Below are 17,619 nucleotides of genomic sequence, written 5' to 3'. Positions count from 1 at the left end.
AGGAAACCCCGTGATCACTGCCCTAGCCTTTTCGACCATCGAGGCCATCGACCGCGATGCCTGGAATGATTGCTTCCCTGCCGAGCTCGAGGATTGGGATTACTACCGGGCTGTTGAACGGGCGGGCATTGCCGGTTTTCAATGGCGCTATCTGGCTGTGTATGAGCAACAGGTTTTGATCGCCGCAGCCGTGGCGTTCACCACTGCCTATTCACTGGACACCACGGTTCAAGGCCTGGGCAAGCGTATCAGTCAACGGTTGCGCCGCTGGTGTCCGGGGCTGCTCGACATTCCGCTCTACGCCTTGGGCTCACCGGTGGCCGAGCGTTGCCATGCGGGCACGCTCCGGCATATCGAACCTGCCAGACGCCCCGCCTTGCTCGAGCAATTGTTGATCCTGGCCCGTAACGATGCGGACCAGGCCGGCATTGGCTTGATGGCTGTGAAGGACGCATCCGACCGGGACCCGCAGTGGTTGCAGGCGTGCCACGATGCCGGCCTGCAAAGCATGCCCGGCTTGCCCGGCGCCGAACTGCCCATCAGGTTCGCCAGCCTCGACGCCTATCTCGACACCCTCGGCAAATCCACCCGCAAGGACTTGCGCCGCACCTTGCGCACCCAGGGGCCGCGTATCGAGTGGCGACGGCAAGTGGAAGATCTGCTGCCGGTCATGATGCCGCTCTACGAATCCACATTGAACCGCAGTGACTTGACGTTCGAACGCTTGCCACCAGCCTACTTCAGCCAGGTGCTGGAACAACTCGATGAACGAGCCGCCTGTGTACTCTATTGGCTCGACGGCGAACTGGTCGCGTTCAACCTGGTATTGCTGGACGACCAGCAGATGGTCGACAAGTTTTTCGCCCACGACCTCGACCGCACCCGCGAACACAACCTGTACAGGCGCAGCTGGCTGGCCAATGTCGACTACTGCATTGAACATGGCCTTACGATCTATGCAAGCGGCCAGGCCGGCTATGCCGGTAAGCTGCGCCTGGGTTGCTCGTTTACCGCCAACACCGTGTTTTTCCGCCACCGCAACCGCTGGCTCAACGGCCTGTTGCGCGGGCTGAAAGTGTTTATCCGTCCGGACCGATCCGACCCTGCCATGGCTGCTGCGATAAGCGAAACCCGATGACTAAAGCCCCACGCCCCAACACCCGCCCCTTCGCCCTCTCCGGCTGGAGCCTGCAGCGCAAACTGGTGCTGGCCTTCTGGCTGGTCAGCGTGATTCCGACGATGATCGCCGCCGAACTGGCGGCCACCACCCTGTCGCAGATTTTCGACAGCAACGTGCGGATCTGGCTGCAGGAGTCGACCAGGATCGTCGAGGACGAAATCAGCGAAATCCTGCGCGACCATACTCGGGCCGTGCACCTGTTCCTACGCTATACGCGCCCGTCCACGGACCGGCTATCTACCCGAAATGACAAACTGACCACTGACATCGCCGACTCTATGGGCATCGATGTGGTGGCGCTGGTGCGCAGCAACGATCAAAAAGTGGTATTCAGCACCGTCGCCGACGATATCGTCCGCCAGATCAGCACGGCCCCCAAAGCCACGCTGCAAACCTTGCAAGTCGCCGGGGTGGCCACCGGCACTGTGGTTTCGACCTTCGAGACCGAGCAGGAAGGCCTCGCGTACAAACTGGTGATCGCCACTTATCTGGACAACAGTTTCCTCACCAGCGTGGCGGACGTTCATTCCCTGGACCTGCGCCTGTACCTGGCCAAGGCGGGCGACTTCTCGGAGATTTTCTCAACCCAGCGCTTCGAGAATCACCCCCTGCAGGTTCCAGCAAAAATCGAACAGTCCATGCGCCAGAGCAAACAACCCATTGAGCAATTCACCAGTCGCTACAGCGGCATCTACCAACCGATACTCAACGAAAACGGCGAGCTGCAAGGCGTGATCTACAGCGGGCTGCTGCGCCACAGCAGCCTGGTCGGGCTGGTGAACCAGAGCAACCTGTTCATCCTGATTTTCCTGCTCAGTTCGGCGGCCTCACTGGCGGTCGGCTGGATGGTTTCGCAACGGCTGACCAAACCCTTGCGCGGGCTCTCCAAGGGCGTGCAGGCCGTAATTGCCGGGGACTATCGCCAGCGCTTGCCCGTGACCGGCGGCGACGAACTGGCGGAATTGAGCAGCACCTTCAACCACATGAGCGAGCGCCTTGGCCAGTTGCAGCATTTGGAATCGCAGCTGCGTCGCCGCGACCGCCTGCTTGCCCTGGGCGAAGTCGCCATGGGCCTGGCCCATGAAATCCGTAACCCGCTGGGGATCATCAAGACCGCGACACAACTGCTGCATCGGCGCGCCGATCTGCCAGAGTCCGACAAGCGTCACCTGGAATACGTTGTCAGCGAAGTCAGCCGGATCAACGACCTGATCAGCGATTTTCTCGAATTCGCCAAGCCCAGTGCGCCCATGCGTTCTACGCAAACAGTCCGGTCGCTGGTAGAGGATTTGCTGGGCTTCTGCGCACCAGAGCTGGCCAGCCACCACATCGAGGCGCACATCGACGATCAGGCCCCCGGTGCCACCGTCCACGCCGACCCACGACAACTCAAGCAGGCCGGCCTGAACCTGATCGTCAACGCCATCGATGCCATGCCCGACGGTGGACAGCTTACCCTTGCGATCAGAAGCGATCCGCCATACACCGTGATCAGCATCCGCGACACCGGCCCGGGCATCGACCCGGACATGCTCGAACGCATTTTCACGCCGTTCGTCACCACCAAGGCCTCGGGCACCGGCCTGGGCTTGGCGAAGGTGTATTCGATCATGGAAAGCCATGAAGGGCGCATCGAGTGCACCAGTGGAAAAAATACCGGCGCCACATTCAGCCTTTACCTACCGGCCAAGGGTGATGGGTTCGACGAGGGTAGCGATGACACATAACGTACTGGTGGTCGACGACGAGCCCAAGCTCTGTGACCTGCTGGCGTCGGCGCTGAATCAGAATGGCATCACGGTGTTCACTGCGGGCAATGGCTTGCACGCCCTGAAAGTGCTGGAGACCGAAGACATCGACCTGGTCATCAGCGACTGGCGCATGCCCGGCATGGACGGTCCGCAGTTGCTGGCAGAAATCAAAAGCCGATTTGCGCACTTGCCGGTGATTGTCATGACGGCCTACAGCACCGTGAAAAACGCCGTGCAATCGATGCGCAACGGGGCGTTCGACTATATCGCCAAACCGTTCGACATTGATGAACTGGACATCACCGTCAGCAAGGCCCTGCAATTTCGCGACATCCTCAAAGACAACCAGCGCATGCGCGCCGAACTCGATGAACACCAGCAAATCGACAGCCTGATCGGGGACAGCCCGAGCTTCCGTCGGGTGTTGCAGGCGATCGATTCGGTACGTGAAAGCAATGCGACGATTTTGCTGACCGGCGAAAGCGGAACCGGCAAGGAAATGGTCGCCCGGGCCATCCACAAACATGGCAATCGCGCCGACAAGCCTTTCGTCGCGGTGAACTGTGCGGCCATCCCCGAAGGATTGCTTGAGAGCGAGATGTTCGGCCATCGCAAAGGCGCGTTTACCGGCGCCGTGGCCGACCGCGTCGGGCGCTTCCTGCAAGCGGACAAGGGCACGCTGTTCCTCGATGAAATCGGCGAAATGCCCTTGGCCTTGCAGGCGAAGATCCTGCGGGCGTTGCAGGAGCGTGTGATTGAGCCGGTGGGCGATCCCCGCGAGCGCAAGGTGGATGTGCGAGTGATTGCGGCCACCAACAAGAACCTGCTCGATGCGGTGGCCAACAAGGAGTTTCGCGAAGACCTCTACTACCGCCTCAACGTATTCCCGATCCCGCTGCCGGCCCTGCGCGAACGGGTCGAGGATATCGCCCCGCTGGCCCGGCATTTCGCCCATGTCCTGGGCGCAACAGCTGGCAAACGCATCAGTGGGTTCAGCCCGGCGGCGCTCCAGGCCATGGCCCGATATTCGTGGCCTGGCAACATTCGCGAACTGCAGAACTGTGTGGAACGTGCGACCATCGTCGCGTCAGGGACGGTCATCGACGACGACGATCTGCCAGCGTACCTGTTTGCTTCAGCCGCGGCCACCTGCAGTGCCATTCCCACCGAGGGCATGGGCGTGCCGTCGGACCTGGAAGCCGCACTGGCGCAGGTCGAGAAGAACTACATCCTGGCAGCCTTGGCCCAGAGCAACGGTGTACAGGCCGCGGCGGCGCAGTTGATCGGTATTTCCGAGCGCAGCTTCTGGTACCGGCTGAAGAAGCTGGGCATTCACGTGGACAAGATCGTGCGCTAAAGAAGGTTGTGTTCAACCACAGGCTCGATCTGCGCCCAATGCGAAGTGTCCTCTCGATGAGCGCGCAGGTACGGCAAGACTGCCGCCAGCAACGGCGCCTTGAACGCTTCCTGAAAACGATGGGCCAACCCCGGTATCAACTTCAACTGGCTGCCACGCAAATGCGCCGCCAGGTGCACGCCATGCATCACCGGCAACAACGGATCGGCCGTGCCATGCACGACCAGCGCCGGCACCCGTAACTGGTTGAGCAATGCCACTCGGCTCGGCTCGGCCAGGATCGCCAGGATCTGGCGCTTGGCCCCCTCGGGGTTGAAGGCCCGGTCATACGCCAGTGCCGCCTGCTGCAGCAAGGCCTGTCGATCATCAGTCACCGCCGGACTGCCCAGTGCCGCCAGCAGGTCCGCCTGCTGCTCCAATGCGACTTCACGATTGGGCGCCCCCCGACGCGCCAGCAACTGCAACAACGCCGCACTCGGCGCCGGCAATCCTTCGGCTCCGGAAGTGCTCATGATCAGGGTCAGGCTCTCGACCCGTCGTGGCGCCATCGCCGCCATGTGCTGGGCAATCATGCCGCCCATGCTGGCGCCCAGCACGTGAAATTGCTCGATGTGCAACGCATCCATCAGCCCCAGGGCATCGTCCGCCATATCGGTCAGGGTGTAAGGCGCCGACACCGGCAAGCCGAGCTTGTAGCGCAACACTTCGAAGGTCAGGTTGGTCTCGGCCGGCGCTTGCCGCCAGGTCGACAGGCCGACATCGCGATTGTCATAACGAATCACCCGAAAACCTTGCTGACACAGTGCGACCACCACTTCGTCGGGCCAGTGGATCAACTGCCCGCCCAGCCCCATCACCAGCAGCAGTGCCGGATCCGACGCACGGCCGATGCTCTGGTACGCCAGGCTTACCTGGGCCAGATCAACCCGTTGGGTGGCAACATCGACGTCACAGCGAGACGCCGCAAGAGACGGCAGACCGCACAACAGTGCGGCCAGGAATAGAACCCGTGAAAAAAACCAAGCACCCATGGAAAAACACCAAAACGCAGAACCCCAGTAGAGCGCGAGTCTGATGAAGTTTGTTCAATCGCGCTGCCACAGTTGCATGACAGTTTCATGAATGCTGCTCAATGGTCGATGCGATAACTATGTAGTGCCACGGGTCCGGAGGATTTTTTTTTAATGGCGCTTGATCAGGCGCGGATCCGCCGCTCCTCCTGGATGAGCTACATCACCATGACCGAAAGACTCTTCCCGACACTCCCCCTCTCCTCGCCAACGGCCGCAGACGAGTTTTCGACGCTGCCAGGCAATATCGACCAGAGCCTGCTGCAAAGCGCCTTGACGCGCTGGCAAGCCTGCCAGGAAGGTTTGCAGGCGCTGCTCACAAACGCACCGCCGGACGCAGGCGCGACGGCCTATTGGGAGGCTCGCGCCCCCGGTACGCCGCTGTCGCGCCGCGATCGGGCGGTTCAGCTATACCGCGGACACATTGAAGCTGCAGCGCAAATGGGATTCGCCCAGAGAACCCTGAGCGCCGAGCAATTGAAACCACTCTGGTTGATCCTGGACTCCGGGACAGAGGCAATGCACCTGGATGACCAGCCCATCCATTGCGAACAGCTGGCGCTGAAACTGAGCGACAACACCCTGGTAAAAATCCCGGCAGCCTGGGTGATCAGCGTGGGCAACCGGCAACCCGTCGAACAATTGCTGTACCTGCCCTCTCGACCGGTTCCCGTCCAGGCCTTCGACGAACGCAGCGACATGGAGCACTGGTTGTCCGGGCAATTACTTGTTCCGCCAGAGTTGACCACTCGATACATCAGTTTTGAATACACGGCCAAAAGCGGCCCATTGACGACAGGCCTCACGGCGCTGTTTGCCCCCGGACCTCAAGCCAGCCGCACCGGCGTATTTGCCCAGGCACCGACCCTCGAGAGCCTGGAGCTGATCGGAGCGTTTGACAATGTAGATCAATCATCGCCTTTCGACAGCCTGGCGGCCGATATTCCACTGGCCTTGCGTCAGTCCTCGCTGCGTAAACAGCTCGCAGCACTGGAAACACTGCTGGGAGATGATGGCGATAGCGACCGTCATCGGACATTCAACGACACCCTCAAGACTCTGGAAGTGGCAGAACAGGCTGCGGACAAGGCTGCATTCGCCCTGCTCTACCGATCCAGAGTCCTGGACCTTGAGACTTTCAACCGTGAGTTCGGCGCGCTGTATCAGGCCCGCAAAAACGGCTTGCAAGCCGAGGCCAGGCTGCAACGGTCCCTCGATCAGTTGGACAATTTGCAGTTGGACATGCTTCAGGCCATCCTGGACCCGGCTGACGAAACCGATAGCGATGTCATGGCGGCCAGCCTGTCGTTGGTCGACCAGAGCACTGGCAATAAAACCCAGGCACTGGACGGTCCGTTTGTCATCACCCGATCCCAGGCGCTGCTCGATCCTGCCGCACCTCACAGCCTGCTGCTCTACTGGCCCGGCACTGGCGGCGGCTTGCAGCGCTTCGCCAATCGCCGGGAGCTGGAAAGTCAGTTGTTCAAAATCCAGGAACAGGATCCGGAGCTGACGCTGAAACTGACGAAAATCAGTTCCGATCCGCTGCTTCACAGTCTGAATCAACAGACCAGCCACTTTGAAGAACAGGCCGCGCAAATACGCCAGCGCCATGCCGACCCGGCACAGGCGTCAGCACGCGAAGATGAACTGGCAAAGCTGCGACAAACAACCCTGGCCGCACTGCAGGTCCCGATGAACGCGGCCAGGCTTCTGGCTCTGGCGCATCGTCTGGAACAAAGCCGCAGTGCCGCCATTGCCTCCCGGCTGCCCGTCTGGCTGGCGACGCTGTCGGCGTCCGCCAGTGCTGGGCTCAAAAGCCTGGTCGAGGCCTATATCCAGGCCATGCATCGCAGTCACGAGCAACTGGAATCGGCGCTGGCGCCCCGCGACGCATTCACCCGTCGACATCTCCAGGCGCGGTTGCGCGAAGACTTCTCGCTAACGGGACACTTTGACGTCCAGCTGGACCTGCCGGATTCGGTCAAACTGCAAAAACAACTGGCCGACGGCGCGGCGCCAGGCACCCCGCAAAAACTCGTGCCGGTACCCAGTGCCAGCCGAAGCCGAATGTCACTCGAGGAGCTGGCTCAGCTCAATATCGATAACACCCCGTCCATGCAGCTGGAACCTCTTTCGCTGCGTCTAGGTTTCATGCGGGTGCACGTCAGCGCGGCCAACGAAAGCGAACGCCAGGCACTGGCGGCCGGCATCACATCCACCTACCTGCGCAGGGTCCTGCCCGAGCTTGACCTGCCCCAGCTCTACGAAGACCAGATTCGCAATACCTTCATGGGCTCCTCCAGCGAAACACTCTTTGTCAGAGAGCATCGCCGTGAATGCCTGATCGAGCCGTGGCGCCTGATGCTCAAATTGCAGGGTCAATGCGCGCACCTGCAAACGCAGATCAATCAGGATCAGCTACAGGTCTTGACCATTGCCATCGATGCCCAAACGCGTGAAGCCTGGCAAGCGCAGGGCAAACGTATCGTCCTGCTCCCGGTGCATCTGGCTGCTGGCGGCAAGGACACACCAAACGAAGGGCCGACCACCCTGTCCGGCGTGACTTTCATCGAAGAACAGGTCAGCAAGATGACATTGCTGTATCTGCCCGATAGCCCCGACGGCCAATTTCTGCGCAGCTATAGCGACCTGGAGACCGCTCGTCGGGCCCTGTTCAATCTTTGTCTGCGCAGCGAGATGGTCAGCTACCTGGCCGGGCGAGCTCTGTCAGGCAATGAGCAAGCCCATGCAAGCCGGATCAACCAGGCCGTATTGAAGCATTTCGACGCGATGATTGGCGTTGGCGTACCGTGGCCCTCGACGACGTCACTGGCCGAACATTTGCTCAATGCCCACATGGGCCGCCTGATCGAAGCCCATCGCGACACATCGCGCTCGCGCAATGCCTTGTACCTGGAGCGCTACGCGCTCAGCGGCTCGAAAGCGTTGAACTACATGAAGATGGCGTTGGGGCTCGTGCCCTTCGTCGGTACCGGGATTGCGCTTTATGATGCCTGGAGCAGTGCCAACAAGGCCGTCACCGCAATGATCAACGGCGAGGTGGGTGAGGGCCTGACAGAGATAGAGTCAGTGCTGCTGGCGTTGATCGATGCCGCCATGGACATCGCTCCCGGCACTTCTCTGCCTCCCCGCTCGACCACCACCGCCCGCTCGCTGACCCGTGCCCGCCAGTTGAAGGCGCTGGGCAAAGACGCTTCGGCGTTACAGCCGACGACAACGCGCCAGGCACGGCACGTCGCCCAGCGTTTCGCCGGTTACGAGTATGAACGTCCGATATCCCTCGCCGGGTTGCAACCGGTCGAGCACGGTGTCTATCGCAATGTCTATCGTCATGCCGATGGCGACTTCATCACTCGCCAGGGGCGCATTTTCCAGGTTGAACTGAGCAAGGACTCACGCGGCTTTAGGCTGAGCGGCACGCACAAGAAAACCTACAAGCAACCGATCGCCCTCGATGACGCAGGCCATTGGGACACCTGGTTCGGTGTTTACGGATCGACCTTCGAAGGCGGCGGGCTGGGCGGCGGAGGCGTGCTTGGGCATCTGGCGGACACCCTCGATCCGATCTGGCCACAAGCCATTCGTGCCCGCTTGCCAGAGTGGTGGCGCAACCGGGTGGTTCGTCGGCATGAGCAACTCACCGCAAAAGCGAACAGCCTTACCCAGCAAATGAATGATCGAATTCCGACAAGCAATGCCGCTATCAAAACCTACCATGCCAGCTCGCTCGACAAACGCAAGGCAATGCTGTCGTCCGTCGACGCAACGTGTATCGCCGACATCGAGTTGGGCATCCGGCAGTATCGGAACCTGGTTGAGTTGCTGCCCCTGGCCAGAGGCAATAAACTAAGTAGAGCACGCGTCATGCAAAGCAATGCCGCCCACCTGCTGGCAGACCGGTTCAAACTGCGCATTTACTATCTCAATCACCGGATGTCGCCATTGCTGGATGAGATAGATGACTTGATCGAGAAACTGGACAATTTGCCACAAGATTCGCTCAAGCAACGCCTGGCCACCCTGGAGCAGATCCGCAGTGTACGGGCGGCCGTGGTCCGGGACATCGATCAGATCGATGCGTTGATGGTCGACCTTAACACCTGGTACGCACGCATCACCAACAAGGGCGAAAAAGCGACACTCACACCCGAAGTCGAGGAAATGACCGGGCGCTTCAGCGATGCAAATCTGCTCTATCTGAAAACCGCCCATTTGATGGAAACCGTCAATCGCTTTGACGGCATCAAGGATGTGTCCTGGTTCTACCTGCAACAACAGTCAGGCAGCCTGCGGGCCAGGGTCGATCGGGCCTTGTATACCCAGCACATGCTATCGCATGGCAGTGGCATCCGGGGCCGCAACCAGGTATTGCAGAACGCCCTTGCGCTTTACACCCGATTCTTGCGGGAAATGAAAGTCTGGACCACCAGCTACCCGCAACACTTCCATATGGACTCGGTCGAGCAATTGATGGCGGGCATCGAGAAGATGGCGGAACGGGCTCGCAAGGGCATTGACCTTCCCGCACTGCCTGCACCGCCCGGGCAGGCCAGGAAAAAAGTCTTCACCACAGAAGATGAGCAGGTGCTTTTCGGCGTTGAAGAGTGGGTGGAGGCAACCCAGTCACACCGGTACCGTTTGACTGGAAAAGGCAACGTCGAGGAAGTCTGGGAACAAGGCAGTAACGGCAGGTTCCGCCAGTTGAACGCCCCGGTTGCGCCATCGACGACAGCGCCAACGGATCTGGCGATGCTGGTGGCCGACGCGCGCAAACGCTTGGACTTGCAGCCGACGTACCAGGCCAAGGTGCAGTCCTATGCCGAGCAAGACATGCTGCCAGTCGACCTGGAACACATGATGGTCAGCGAAGCAGACGAACTGACCCGACGCGCCCTGCACATCGAACAATTGGACGCGCAGAACACTATCATTCAAACCCTGCGTGACAAGGCCGGCGAACTCACCACCCTCGGACGTACCCTGCGAACCCGGCAGTCGCTGAGTAGCAAAAGGCCTACCGACGGCATGCTCGATGATCTTGTGCGCCAGAATGCAGTGGAGATCCGCAAACCCGACGTCATCAAGAACCTCGGCAAGCGCAAGGACGGTCGCGTTGATTACCTGCAGGAATACGAGATCTGGAACCTGAATGCGATACCCGCGAACGTCCTGTGGTACGCCCACTTTCACTACACCAATGCCACGCCGGTATTCAGGCAATTCGAGAAGGCCCATTTGAAATTACCCGAACACCGTTTTCTGACCCACGCTGACGACGCCAGCCTGCCCTATGCGGATATCGGCAAACGATCGGCCGCACTGGAACACTTCGAGAGCCTTTGAACATAAAGGGAGGGCGTGGGTTGCCCACACCCTCCCCAGTGGCTTCAAGCCAACTGACTGCGCAACTGTCGCGCTGCCGCCACCATGTTCACCAGCGCCGCCTCGGTCTCCGGCCACGCCCGAGTCTTCAACCCGCAATCGGGGTTGACCCACAAGCGCTCCGCCGGAATCCGTTTCACGGCCTTGCTGATCAACTTGACCATCTCGGCCGTGTCCGGCACCCGTGGCGAGTGGATGTCATAGACTCCCGGACCGATTTCGTTCGGGTAGTCGAACGCTTCGAAGGCTTGCAGCAACGCCATGTCCGAGCGTGAGGTTTCGATGGTGATCACATCGGCATCCATCGCCGCGATGGCCTCGATCACGTCGTTGAATTCGCTGTAGCACATGTGGGTGTGGATCTGCGTTTCATCACGCACACCGCTGGCGCTCAAGCGGAACGCCTGCACCGCCCAGTCCAGGTATTCCTGCCATTGCGCCCGACGCAGCGGCAGGCCTTCGCGGAACGCCGCTTCGTCGATCTGCACAATCTTGATGCCGGCGGCTTCCAGATCCAGCACTTCATCGCGCAGGGCCAGGGCCAGTTGCTGCGCCTGGACTTTGCGCGACACGTCTTCGCGGGGGAAGGACCACATCAACATGGTCACGGGACCGGTCAGCATGCCTTTCATGACCTTGTCGGTCTGGCTCTGTGCATAGGTGATCCAGTCGACCGTCATGGCTTTCGGGCGGCTCAGGTCGCCGTAGATGATCGCCGGTTTCACGCAGCGCGAGCCGTAGCTCTGCACCCAGCCGAAACGGGTGAAGGCATAACCATCAAGCTGCTCGGCGAAGTACTCGACCATGTCATTGCGTTCGGCCTCACCGTGCACCAGCACGTCCAGGCCCAGACGCTCCTGGATTTGCACGGCGTGGCGAATTTCGTGGTGCATGGCGTCGGTGTAGTCGTTGGCCGACAGCTTGCCCTGCTTGAACGCCTGACGCGCCAGGCGAATCGACCCGGTCTGCGGGAACGAGCCGATGGTGGTGGTCGGGAACGCAGGCAGTTTCAACCGTGCACGCTGTTGCTCGATGCGTTTGGCAAACGGCGAATGGCGCTGGCTGTCGGCAGCACCGATGGCGTTGATCCGCGCCTGCACCTGGGCCTTGTGGATACGCGGCGACTCGGCACGGCGGGTCGCAATGGCACGGCTTTCGGCCAGCGCGGCTTGTACCCTGGGCGCTTGCGGATCGTTCAGGGCATCGCGCAGTACAGCAATTTCACCGCATTTTTGCACCGCAAACGCCAGCCAGCTTTTCAGTTCCGGATCGAGTTTGTCTTCGCGCTCCAGGTCCACCGGGCTGTGCAGCAGCGAGCAGGAGCTGCTGACCCAGAGGTTGTCGCCAAAACGTTCCTGGGCAAATTGCAGTTGCGCCAGCACCGGTTCCAGCTCACAGCGCCAGACATTGCGCCCGTTAACCAGCCCCACCGAGAGAATCTTGTAGGTCGGCAGGCGATCGAGCACGTGCAGCAGTTGATCCGGCGCGCGCACCGCGTCGACGTGCAAGCCTTGCACCGGCAGGCCGACGGCCAGGCCGAGGTTGTCCTGCAGGCCGCTGAAGTAGGTGGCCAGGAGCTTTTTCAGCGGCGAGTACTGGAGGATGTGGTAGGCGCGTTCGAAGGCGTTTTTCCACGCCTGCGGCAGGTCGAGGGTGAGGATCGGCTCATCGATCTGTACCCACTCCACCCCTTGGGCCGCCAGGCGCACGAGGATTTCGTTGTAGACCGGCAGCAGGCGGTCCAACAGCTCGAGTTTGTCGAAGTCGTTGCCCTTGACCTTGCCCAGCCACAGGTAAGTCAGCGGGCCGATGATGACGGGCTTGACGGTGTGCCCCAGGGCCCGGGCTTCGTCGACTTCGTCGAACAGCTGTTCCCAGCCGAGTTTGAACGCCTGGTCGGCACTGAATTCCGGGACCAGGTAGTGATAGTTGGTGTCGAACCACTTGGTCAGCTCCTGGGCGTATTGCGCCTGGCCGTGCTCGCTGCCGCAGCAGCTCGCGGTGGCGCCGCGGGCCATGGCGAACAGAGTGTCGAGGCTGGGCAGGCCGCGCTCGTCCCGGGTGCTGTCGAACCGATCGGGGATCACACCGAACGCCAGGGAGTGGGTCAATACCTGGTCGTACCAGGCGAAGTCGCCGACCGGCAGCAGGTCGATGCCCGCGTCTTTCTGCAATTGCCAATGGGTGGCGCGCAATTGACGACCGACGTTTTGCAGCGACGGCTGGTCGAGGTCACCCTTCCAGTAGGCTTCGAGGGCTTTTTTCAGTTCGCGGTCGGCACCGATGCGGGGAAAACCAAGGGTGTGGGCTACGGCCATGTCGAATTGCTCCTGTAAAAGATGGCGCTATTGTCGACAGCCGAGGCATCATGAGACAAACTCAACCTTTTCGTGTTGATCACAAGTTTTCCTCATGGAGCCGCCCGGTGCTTGAAATCCGTCACCTGAAGACCCTGCACGCCTTGCGCGAAGCCGATAGCCTGGTGGACGCGGCCGACCGCCTGCACCTGACCCAGTCGGCGCTGTCCCATCAGTTCAAGGAGCTCGAGGAACGCATGGGCATGCCGTTGTTCGTGCGCAAGACCAAGCCGGTGCGGTTCACCAGCGCCGGTTTGCGCCTGCTGCAACTGGCCGATGCCACGTTGCCGCTGCTGCGCGCCGCCGAGCGCGACATCGCGCGGTTGGCCGGTGGCACCGCCGGGCGCCTGCACATGGCCATCGAATGTCACAGTTGCTTCCAGTGGCTGATGCCGACCATCGACCAGTTCCGCGATGCCTGGCCAGAAGTCGAGCTCGACCTGGCGTCGGGTTTTTCCTTCGCCCCCCTGCCCGCCCTGGCCCGTGGCGACCTGGACCTGGTAGTAACGTCCGACCCGGTGGAGCTGGTGGGGATCACCTATGTGCCGCTATTTACCTATGAAGCGATGCTCGCCGTAGCGAACCAGCACCGCCTGGCCAGCAAAGCCTACATCGTCCCGCAGGATCTGCTCACCGAAACCCTGATCACCTACCCGGTGGAACGCGACCGCCTGGATATCTTCACGCGCTTCCTGGAACCGGCCGACGTCGAACCGGCCCAGGTCCGCACTTCTGAATTGACGGTGATGATGATGCAGCTGGTGGCCAGCGGGCGCGGCGTGTGCGGCATGCCCCATTGGGCGCTGCATGAATACAGCTCACGGGGCTACGTGAAGGCCAAGCGCCTGGGCGAGAAAGGCTTGTTTGCAACGCTGTATGCGGCGATCCGGGCCGACATGCTCGATGCGCCCTATATGCGCGACTTTTTGCTGACGGCCAAGGACACGTCGTTTTCGACATTGGATGGGGTGAGTGCGGTTCGTTGAAATGCGATCAAATGTGGGAGCGGGCTTGCTCGCGAATACGGTTCAACATTCAGCATTGAAGCTGACTGATACACCGCTTTCGCAAGCAAGCCCGCTCGCACAATTTTTGATCGGGGTGGCTTCAGAGTTCGCGCCACAAGTGGATCTTGTCGAAGTACTCCTCCCCCACCCGCACCGCCATCGGCTCCAGGCCAAACTGGACGAAGCCGCAGCGCCGATAGAGGTTTAACGCGGCATCGTTGCCGGCGGTGACGGTCAGCTTGACCAGTCGCAGATGCGCGTGGGTTTGCGCCTCGGCCAGCACCGCCTGCACCAGCTGCAAGCCGAACCCGCGCTGGCGTACGTCGGCGGATACGTACATGCCAAACAGCGTCGCCTTGTGCCAGGCTTTTTCCCGGGGCTCGAAGGCCAGCCCGGCGATGCCCGCCAACCGGCTGTCGTCGAAGGCACCGAGCACCACATCCAGCTTGCCGGTCAGGCGCGATTCCCACCAGCTCAAGGGCATTGAGGCACGCTCGCGCACGCTGGAGGTGAATGCCTGCGGATGCCGGTCGTAAGCTTCGAGCGTCATCGTCCGATAGTCCAGCGCGTGGCTGGCATCGAGTCGCTGAATCCACATGTTCAGGCCATCCGTTTTTGCTCGAGCATCAGGCGCAACGCCAGTGCCGACAAGACAAAGCCCATGAAATAGCGCTGCATCGCCAGCCAGGTCGGATTGCTGACAAACCATGAGGCGATACCCGCCGCGAACAGGGCGATCATCAGGTTCACGCAGAAACTGACGCTGATCTGGGTCAGGCCCAGGACGATGCTTTGAGTAAACACCGATCCGTGCTCGGGGCTGATGAATTGCGGGAACACCGACAGGTAGAACACCGCAATCTTCGGGTTCAGGGCGCTGGTCAGAAAGCCCATGGTGATCAGCTTGCGCGACGAGTCCGGTGGCAACTGCTGCGCTTCGAACGGCGAACGGGCACCCGGCTTGACCGCCTGCCAGGCCAGCCACAACAGGTACAACGCGCCGGCCCACTTCAACACTTCATAGGCCATCGGCACCGCCAAAAACACTGCGGTCAACCCGGCCGCGGCGGCGAACAGATGCACGAAGAATCCCGCGACCACGCCGAGCAAAGAGGTCACCCCGGCCTTGCGTCCCTGGCAGATCGAACGGGAGATCAGGTAGATCATGTTTGGCCCCGGTGTCAGCACCATCAACAATGCGGCAGCGGCGAAAATCAGCAGGTCTTGAAGCGGGATCATAGGCGAAGTCCCTGGCGTGAATGATCAGGCGGTCGCGATCAGCGAAGCTCGATAAAACGGCAGGATCAGGTCCCGTGTCAATGGCGCCAGAACGACGCCACCGTCGGTGGCCGGATCCATCCAGATCACCTCTTCGATCTCGGCGGCCGGGTTGACATCGGCATCGATGGCCAGCAGAAACAGTTCGGCCTGCACGACAAAACCCGGCTCATTGGCGGCGGGTGCCGAGAACTGCCCGAGGAAGGTGGCGTGCGTCGGATCGATGACCAGGCCCAGCTCTTCTTCCAGCTCCCGGGCCAGCGCATGGGCAGGTTTTTCATGGGCCTCGATTTTGCCACCCGGTTGCATGAACGCCTGGGTGCCGCACTTGCGCACCAACAGGGTTCGGCCGTCGGGACCGATCAACAGGGCGGCGGCAATGTGAATAAGTCCGCAGGGTTGGGTAGCAAAAGTCGACATGAAAAAGGCCTTTTGACTCAAAAAGGTCATTATATTCAACATTGATGCTGGCTGACCCACCGCTTTCGCGAGCAAGCTCGATCCACAGTGGTTTTTGCATCGCAAATTTTTTCAGTCCGAACCCAAGGAAACCGTATGAGCCTGTCACTCCTGAGCCGCTACGCCTTCTTTGCCGTCTGCGTGATCTTCACCCTCGCCAGCCTGCCCTTCCTCGAACACGACTGGCTCTGGCCAATCACCGCCGTCACCGGGGTGCTCAGCCTGATCGGCCTGATTGATCTGCTGCAAAGCCCCCATGCGGTGCGCCGTAATTATCCGATCCTGGGCAATATTCGCTATCTGGTCGAAGCCATTCGCCCGGAAATCCGCCAATACCTGCTCGAATCCGACAGCGACGCGCTGCCCTTTTCCAGGGCCCAGCGCTCGCTGGTTTACTCCCGGGCCAAGAATGAAAGCGCCGACAAACCGTTCGGCACCTTGATCGACGTGTATCAGTCGGGTTTCGAATTCATCGGCCACTCGATGCGCCCGGCGCCCTTGAGCGACCCGAGCGGTTTCCGGGTCACGGTTGGTGGCCCGCAGTGCACCCAGCCGTATAGCGCGTCAGTGTTCAACATCTCGGCCATGAGCTTCGGCTCGCTCAGCGCCAACGCCATCCGCGCGTTGAACCAGGGCGCCAGGCTCGGCAACTTCGCCCATGACACCGGCGAAGGCAGCATCAGCCCCTATCACCGCGAACACGGTGGCGACCTGACCTGGGAGCTGGGCAGTGGCTACTTCGGCTGTCGCACCAGCGATGGCCGCTTCGACCCGGAGCGTTTCGCCGCGCAGGCCCGAACGCCTCAGGTGCGGATGATCGAAATCAAGATGAGCCAGGGCGCAAAGCCAGGTCACGGAGGGATCCTGCCCAAGCACAAGGTCACCCAGGAAATTGCCGATACACGGGGCATCCTGATGGGCGAAGACTGCATCTCGCCGTCACGCCACAGCGCGTTTTCAACGCCGATCGAGATGATGCATTTCATCCAGCAATTGCGTGAGTTGTCCGGCGGCAAACCGGTGGGCTTCAAGTTTTGCCTGGGGCATCCGTGGGAGTTCATGGGCATCGCCAAGGCCATGCTGGAAACCGGCATTTTGCCGGACTTCATCGTTGTAGACGGCAAGGAAGGCGGCACCGGCGCCGCGCCCGTGGAGTTCACCGACCACATCGGCGTGCCGATGCGCGAAGGCCTGTTGTTCGTGCACAACACCCTGATTGGATTGAACCTGCGGGACAAGATCAAGCTCGGCGCCAGCGGCAAGATCGTCAGCGCGTTCGATATCGCCAGCGTGCTGGCCATCGGTGCCGACTGGGCCAACTCGGCGCGCGGTTTCATGTTCGCCATCGGTTGCATCCAGTCGCAAAGTTGCCACACCAACAAATGCCCGACCGGCGTCGCCACTCAGGACACCCTGCGCCAGCGCGCGCTGGTGGTGCCGGACAAGGCCCAGCGCGTCTACAACTTCCACCGCAACACCCTCAAGGGCCTGGCCGAGATGCTCGCCGCCGCGGGCCTTGAACACCCATCGCAGCTATCGGCCAAACACCTGGTGCGACGCATGTCGGCGACCGAGATCAAGTTGTTCTCGCAGCTGCATGTGTTTCTCAAGCCGGGGGAATTGCTGACCGGTGAGATCAATGGCGAGTTCTACTCGCGGATGTGGCAGATGGCGCGGGCCGACAGTTTCGAGCCCAATGAAATCGCCGCCGCCTGACCCGAACCTACTCTTGCAGGAGCTGCCGCAGGCAGCGA

Annotated in this window: 11 protein-coding genes; 6 read left to right on the top strand and 5 right to left on the bottom strand. The window is 61.0% G+C overall.

Going from position 1 to position 17,619, the window contains the following annotated elements; translation table 11 throughout:
* Positions 1 to 10 precede the first annotated feature (10 nt).
* Genes BKX96_RS19425 through BKX96_RS19415 form a run of 3 tightly spaced genes read left to right on the top strand, consistent with a single transcriptional unit; the run spans position 11 to position 4,288 of the window.
* Positions 11 to 1,138, top strand: a complete 1,128-nt coding sequence (locus tag BKX96_RS19425; RefSeq protein WP_046818911.1) for a GNAT family N-acetyltransferase — start codon at positions 11 to 13, stop codon at positions 1,136 to 1,138.
* A complete protein-coding gene (locus BKX96_RS19420) occupies positions 1,135 to 2,907 on the top strand; it encodes a sensor histidine kinase (protein ID WP_077185234.1) in 1,773 nt (590 codons plus the stop codon). Before BKX96_RS19425 ends, BKX96_RS19420 begins: the two co-directional genes overlap by 4 nt.
* The gene (locus BKX96_RS19415; RefSeq protein ID WP_077185233.1) at positions 2,897 to 4,288 is read left to right on the top strand and encodes a sigma-54-dependent transcriptional regulator; all 1,392 of its coding nucleotides are present in this window, start codon (positions 2,897 to 2,899) and stop codon (positions 4,286 to 4,288) included. The genes BKX96_RS19420 and BKX96_RS19415 overlap by 11 nt, the downstream gene beginning before the upstream one ends.
* Here BKX96_RS19415 and BKX96_RS19410 read toward each other — a convergent pair.
* Complete coding sequence (locus BKX96_RS19410; protein WP_077185232.1) at positions 4,285 to 5,319, bottom strand: alpha/beta fold hydrolase; 1,035 nt, start codon at positions 5,317 to 5,319, stop codon at positions 4,285 to 4,287. The genes BKX96_RS19415 and BKX96_RS19410 overlap by 4 nt on opposite strands.
* A gap of 153 nt (positions 5,320 to 5,472) precedes the next feature.
* Here BKX96_RS19410 and BKX96_RS19405 point away from each other — a divergent pair, with 153 nt between their 5' ends.
* Positions 5,473 to 10,725, top strand: coding sequence for a dermonecrotic toxin domain-containing protein (locus tag BKX96_RS19405; protein ID WP_256721551.1), 5,253 nt, complete (start codon positions 5,473 to 5,475; stop codon positions 10,723 to 10,725).
* A gap of 44 nt (positions 10,726 to 10,769) precedes the next feature.
* On the opposite strand, the gene metE is transcribed toward BKX96_RS19405, so the two are convergent.
* Positions 10,770 to 13,082 (bottom strand): 5-methyltetrahydropteroyltriglutamate--homocysteine S-methyltransferase, encoded by a 2,313-nt coding sequence (metE, locus tag BKX96_RS19400; RefSeq protein ID WP_077185231.1) that lies wholly within the window; start codon positions 13,080 to 13,082, stop codon positions 10,770 to 10,772.
* A gap of 107 nt (positions 13,083 to 13,189) precedes the next feature.
* Here metE and metR point away from each other — a divergent pair, with 107 nt between their 5' ends.
* The gene (metR, locus tag BKX96_RS19395) at positions 13,190 to 14,107 is read left to right on the top strand and encodes a transcriptional regulator MetR (RefSeq protein ID WP_008056654.1); all 918 of its coding nucleotides are present in this window, start codon (positions 13,190 to 13,192) and stop codon (positions 14,105 to 14,107) included.
* Between the two features lie 121 nt (positions 14,108 to 14,228).
* Here metR and BKX96_RS19390 read toward each other — a convergent pair whose 3' ends face one another.
* From BKX96_RS19390 to BKX96_RS19380, 3 genes are read right to left on the bottom strand one after another with little or no spacing between them, the layout of a single operon-like run.
* The gene (locus BKX96_RS19390) at positions 14,229 to 14,726 is read right to left on the bottom strand and encodes a GNAT family N-acetyltransferase (protein WP_077185230.1); all 498 of its coding nucleotides are present in this window, start codon (positions 14,724 to 14,726) and stop codon (positions 14,229 to 14,231) included.
* A gap of 2 nt (positions 14,727 to 14,728) precedes the next feature.
* Positions 14,729 to 15,367, bottom strand: coding sequence for a LysE family translocator (locus BKX96_RS19385; protein ID WP_046818917.1), 639 nt, complete (start codon positions 15,365 to 15,367; stop codon positions 14,729 to 14,731).
* A gap of 24 nt (positions 15,368 to 15,391) precedes the next feature.
* Positions 15,392 to 15,826: an NUDIX hydrolase gene (locus BKX96_RS19380; RefSeq protein WP_077185304.1), complete on the bottom strand. Its 435-nt coding sequence runs from the start codon at positions 15,824 to 15,826 to the stop codon at positions 15,392 to 15,394.
* Positions 15,827 to 15,961: 135 nt separating this feature from the next.
* Between BKX96_RS19380 and BKX96_RS19375 the strand changes: the two genes are divergently transcribed.
* Positions 15,962 to 17,581, top strand: a complete 1,620-nt coding sequence (locus tag BKX96_RS19375) for an FMN-binding glutamate synthase family protein (protein ID WP_077185229.1) — start codon at positions 15,962 to 15,964, stop codon at positions 17,579 to 17,581.
* The last annotated feature ends 38 nt before the right edge of the window (positions 17,582 to 17,619 follow it).

It is taken from the genome of Pseudomonas putida (assembly GCF_001976065.1).
Taxonomy (GTDB): domain Bacteria; phylum Pseudomonadota; class Gammaproteobacteria; order Pseudomonadales; family Pseudomonadaceae; genus Aquipseudomonas; species Aquipseudomonas serbica.
The sequence above is the reverse complement of the archived record's forward strand: the minus strand, read 5'-3'. Positions and strand labels throughout refer to the sequence as shown.

Excerpts from the sequence above, each read along its gene's own strand:
- BKX96_RS19420 (WP_077185234.1), top strand. The coding sequence starts at position 1,135 with ATGACTAAAGCCCCACGCCCCAACACCCGCCCCTTCGCCCTCTCCGGC.
- BKX96_RS19415 (WP_077185233.1), top strand. The coding sequence starts at position 2,897 with ATGACACATAACGTACTGGTGGTCGACGACGAGCCCAAGCTCTGTGAC.
- BKX96_RS19410 (WP_077185232.1), bottom strand. The coding sequence starts at position 5,319 with ATGGGTGCTTGGTTTTTTTCACGGGTTCTATTCCTGGCCGCACTGTTG.
- BKX96_RS19405 (WP_256721551.1), top strand. The coding sequence starts at position 5,473 with ATGGCGCTTGATCAGGCGCGGATCCGCCGCTCCTCCTGGATGAGCTAC.
- metE (WP_077185231.1), bottom strand. The coding sequence starts at position 13,082 with ATGGCCGTAGCCCACACCCTTGGTTTTCCCCGCATCGGTGCCGACCGC.
- BKX96_RS19390 (WP_077185230.1), bottom strand. The coding sequence starts at position 14,726 with ATGTGGATTCAGCGACTCGATGCCAGCCACGCGCTGGACTATCGGACG.
- BKX96_RS19385 (WP_046818917.1), bottom strand. The coding sequence starts at position 15,367 with ATGATCCCGCTTCAAGACCTGCTGATTTTCGCCGCTGCCGCATTGTTG.
- BKX96_RS19380 (WP_077185304.1), bottom strand. The coding sequence starts at position 15,826 with ATGTCGACTTTTGCTACCCAACCCTGCGGACTTATTCACATTGCCGCC.
- BKX96_RS19375 (WP_077185229.1), top strand. The coding sequence starts at position 15,962 with ATGAGCCTGTCACTCCTGAGCCGCTACGCCTTCTTTGCCGTCTGCGTG.